Annotated in this window: 1 protein-coding gene and 1 pseudogene; both read left to right on the plus strand. The window is 64.8% G+C overall.

Annotation, left to right across the window (positions count from 1 at the left end):
- Positions 1 to 357, plus strand: a pseudogene (locus EGJ34_RS22310) (hypothetical protein); the annotation flags it as partial.
- A 459-nt stretch (positions 358 to 816) separates the two neighbouring features.
- The coding region (locus tag EGJ34_RS17135) for a DUF6531 domain-containing protein (protein WP_260477037.1) at positions 817 to 4,773 on the plus strand (3,957 nt) is incomplete at its 3' end.

A 4,773-nucleotide genomic window follows, 5' to 3' on the forward strand; every position in this document is an offset into this window, starting at 1 on the left:
CGCCCCCGACCCGTCACCCGCCCGCGCAGGCCGCTGCCCCCGCTGCCCGAACCGCTGGGCGAGCAGTTGAAGGACTACCCCGAGCACATCGAGCGCCTGCAGCTCGCCCTGCAAGGCGTAGCGGTAGCCCCACCCGCGCGCCTCCCCCGCATCGAGATGGCCCTGTGGGCGCTGGAAGACCGGGTAGGGCGGTTCATGGCCGAGGCCCAGCAGGAACTGGACGCCGCCCGCTGCAGCGGTGACGAGGAAAGGTTTGCACGCGCGCAGCAGGTCGACCAGGTGATGTCTGGCCTGCGCCTGCGCCAGCAGTGGTTAAAGGACGAAGTATTCGCCGCCTTCTTCAACGCCCTCCCATGACCCCGTAGAGCCGGGCTTGCCCGGCTGCTTTTCGCGCGAAAGGCAGCCGGGCAAGCCCGGCTCTACGAAGGTCTCCGGTAGGGTCGGTCGATAGACGACCGCCGTGGAATCCGCATCATCCGGTGACGCATGACCATTGAACGGGGGCGCGCTTGATCGCGGACTGCGGGTGCGATTATGTCGCACGCAGAAATATCTGATTACGCTGTAGGAAAAATCCGCAGCATTGTTCGGAACATTCCGAAAATTGGTTCTTCGCACTCAGAACAGTGAGCGTCCGCATAGTTTGACGTCTTGACCGGGCGTTGATCTTACGTCGAAACTCAGCACCACCTTCAGCCGCCCGCCACTTTCGGGGCGCACCGGGTACTACCGACCCGTAGAGCCACGCCCTGCGTGGCTACACCACGATCAAGCCCAGACGTACGAGCAGTCCCACCTCCAGGAAGGAGTATCGGAATGTCCCGTTCTACCCCCGTGTTACCCCATCGCTTCGCGCCGCTCGCCGTCGCTGCACTCCTCGTATCGCCAGTGGCTTCCGCGCAGGAGGTCGAGAAGAAGTGGGAGACGATCTCCGCGTACAACCAGACCCTCACCAGTGAGCGTCAGGCCCAGCAGGCCATCGAAAACAACTTCAGCATTTACCAGTTCGCCGGCCCATTCGACTGGCAGGTTGCCGGCACGCTGATTGACGGCGACAAGACCACCTACAACTATCGGATCAAGCCTGCCAAGGTGAAGATCAGCGACTGGGTCTATCGCTACAACAATCAGGAATACGCAACCGAGAAGGCGATGATCGCGGCGTTGAAGGCCGACACGCCCACTGCAGCAGGATGTCCGGCCACGGAAGTCATCCCCGGCGAGTGGGCTGGTATTCCTGGAGGCGGATTGGGCAGCGGTGCCGACGGCAGCAATACCGGCGAGTCCGCCCAATACACCACTCCGTACTACTACACGAACGCGCAGACCGGAGCTTGCGTTCTGCTGGATCCGCAAAAGTACGTCAGCCGCGTCCGCACGGTGCAATGCCCCAACACCGCGCTGATGTCGTGGCGCCCCGAGCTTCAGGCCTGCGCCATGGAACCCATGCAGGAACAGGCCGGGCAGATGATTCTCAGCTACAGCACAACACCTGTGGCCAACATGTGTTCGGTCGGCAACCCCTGCGACGCTACCACCGGTAACAAATCTCAACCGGAATCCGACTTCGACCTGGGCTGGATCCAGTTCGTGCGTCACTTCAACTCCATGACCTCCACGCCGGCCGGCGGCTTCGGTCCGAACTGGACCCACTCGCACAACCTCGTGCTGGCCATGGGCGTGGACACCAGCGGCTTCCCGCCCAGCAATCTGTTCAAGCTCGGATTGATTGAAAGCAACGGCACCCAGATCGCGTTTACCAAGATCGGCAACGATTACGAAGCTGCCAACGGCAGTGGCGACCGGGCCGTGCAGCAGGGTAGCAACTGGCTGCTGTACCGCAGCGACGAAGTGCTCACCTTCGATGGCAACGGCCGCCTGCAGCAGCGCGCCTTCGAGAACGGCACCGCGCTCAGTTACCAGCATGATGCGCAAGGGCGGCTTCTGTCGATCACGCATTCCAGTGGGCGTTCGTTGATGTTCCACTACGAAGCCGCCGCCGGCGAAGATCTCATCAGCGCACTGTCGATCAGCGGCCAGCTGGTCGCCAGTTACACGTACAACAGCAACGGCCAGGTGGCCACGGTGCAGTACCCCGGAAACACCGTGCGCGTGTACCACTACGAGAACGCCAGCTTCCCGCGTTATCTCACCGGCATCACCACCGAAGATGCGCGCCGTTTCAGCTGGTACAACTACGACGCCAAGGGCCGCGTCACCTGCAGCCGCCATTCCGGCGACTGCAGCGGCACCGATGCCGGCATCGACGGCGTGCGGCTGGAGTACACCGCTGCTGGTACGACCATCGTCACCGATGCGCTGGGCAAAGTGTCCACCTATGGGCTCAGCCCCACCGCCGGCGAAGGCTACCCGCGCAAGGTCACCGGCGTGACCGACCCGCAGGGCCCCACCAGCCGCACCTACTACCCGAAGGCACAGGACTTCCGCCGCCGGCTGGCCAGTGAGACTGACCGTCGTGGCACCCAGACCACCTATGCTTACAGCACCGGTACCGACCCCAACAGCGGTCAGCCGGTGGAGATCACCACCATCACCGAGGCGGCGGGCCTGCCCGCCCAGCGCGTCACCGAAACCCACACGCTTACCGGCAGCAACCGCGTGGTGTACAGCCGAATCGGCGATCGCGAAACCCGCACGATCCGCAATGCGCGCCTGCAGCCCACCCGCGTGGCCGTGCGCGATCTGGTCAGCAACGAGGTGCGCACCACCACCTTCAGCTACTGCGAAGCGGCCGATGTGGCCGCGGGCGGCAGCTGCCCGGTACTGGGGCTGCTGAAAAGCGTGGACGGCCCGCGTAACGATGTAAGCGACACCGTGACCTATGAGTACTACGCCGTTGACGGCCCGAACTGCGGGCCGGCCAGCACCGGCGTGTGTGAGTACCGCAAGGGTGATCTGTTCACCGTCACCAACGCGCTCGGGCACACCTTGCGTACGCTCAGCTACGACGCGCTGGGCCGTCCCCTCCAGGTTGCCGACAGCAACGCGGTGATCACCGAGTACGAGTACCACCCGCGTGGCTGGCCGGTTGCTATCCGGGTCAATCCAGCGGTACCGGGCGAAGGCCGCACCACCCTGATCGACTACTGGCCTACCGGCCAGGTGCAGAAGATCCGCGAGCCCGACGGCAGCAGCATCACGTACATCTACGATGCCGCGCAGCGTCTGACTGACATTGAAGACAATGCCGGCAACTCCATCCACTACGTGCTGGACAACGCCGGCAACCGCCTGCGCGAGGATACCGCCGACACCAGCGGCAGCCTGCGCCGCACGCTCAGCCGCATCTACAACACGCTGGGCCAGCTGGCCGTGCTGCGTGATGCGGACAACCACGACACCGGCTTCGGGTATGACCCCGAGGGCAACGTGGCCAGCGTGGTCGACGCCCTCCAGCGCAACACGGTGCAGCAGTACGACCCCCTCAACCGGCTGGCCCGCACCCTGCAGGATGCCAGTGGCATCAATGCCGAAATTCAGAGCAGCCACAACGCGCTGGACCAGGTGACCCAGGTCACCGATCCCAAGGGCCTGAACACCACCTACACCTACAACGGCTTCGGCGACCTTATTGCCCAGAACAGCCCGGACAGCGGCAGCACCGCCATGGCCCGTGATGCGGCCGGCAACCTCACCGTGCGCACCGACGCGCGTGGCGTGCAGGTGCTACACCACTATGACGCCCTCAACCGCCTGACCGGCATCAGCTACCCCGACCCGAATCTCAACGTGGGCTACACCTACGACACCGCATCGGCCGTGTGTGCCAGCAACGAGCGCTTCCACAAGGGACGCGTGGCCCAGGTGCAGCATGCCGGCGGCAGCACCACCTACTGCTACGACCGCTTCGGCCAGATGACCCGAAAGGTGCAGACGGTCGACGGCGTGGCCAGCACCGTGCGCTATGGCTACACCATCGGCGGCCGCCTGCAGCAGCTGACCTACCCGGACGGCAGCGTGGCCGACTACGTGCGCGACGACCTTGGCCGCATCAGTGAAATCGGCCTGACCCGCCCCGGCCAGCCTCGGCAGGTTGTGGTGAACAACCTGATGTACGCGCCGTTCGGGCCGGCCACCGGCTGGAGCTACGGCGATGGCCGCCAGCTGATTCGCCCCGTGGACCATAACTACCGTCCCGAGCGGATCTGGGACGTGGGCCAGGATGGCCTGTCGCTCGCCTTCTCGTACGACCCTGTGGGAGCCATCACCGAACTCAAGACCGCAGACGGCAGCGCCTCGCTGGCGCAGTTCGGCTACGACGGCATGGGCCGGCTCACCCAGACCAAGGATGGCCCCAGTGGGACGGCCATCGAGGCGTACGACTACGACCCCACCGGCAACCGCATGGGGATGACCAGCAATGCCGGCACCCAGGTGTATACGTACGCTCCCGGCAGCCACCGGCTGACCGGCGTGGGCGGCGAAGCCCGCGACCACGATGCGGCGGGCAACACCACCAGCATCGGCAGCCGTGAGTACGTATACAGCGACGCCAACCGGCTGCTTCAGGCCAAACAGGGTGGTGCGGTGCTGGAAAGCTACCTGTACAACCACCGCGGCGAGCGCATCCAGCGTGAACCCAGTGGCGGCAGCTCCCAGCTCACTGTGTATGACGAAGCCGGCCAATGGCTGGGTAACTACAGCAGTACCGGACAGGCGCTCCAGCAGGCGATTTGGTTGGACAACTACCCGGTGGCGCTGATCAACGCGCCGGCGGCGGGCGTTCCTGAAGTGGCCTACATCCAGCCCGAC

The organism is Stenotrophomonas sp. 278, assembly GCF_003935715.1.
Classification (GTDB): domain Bacteria; phylum Pseudomonadota; class Gammaproteobacteria; order Xanthomonadales; family Xanthomonadaceae; genus Stenotrophomonas; species Stenotrophomonas maltophilia_AH.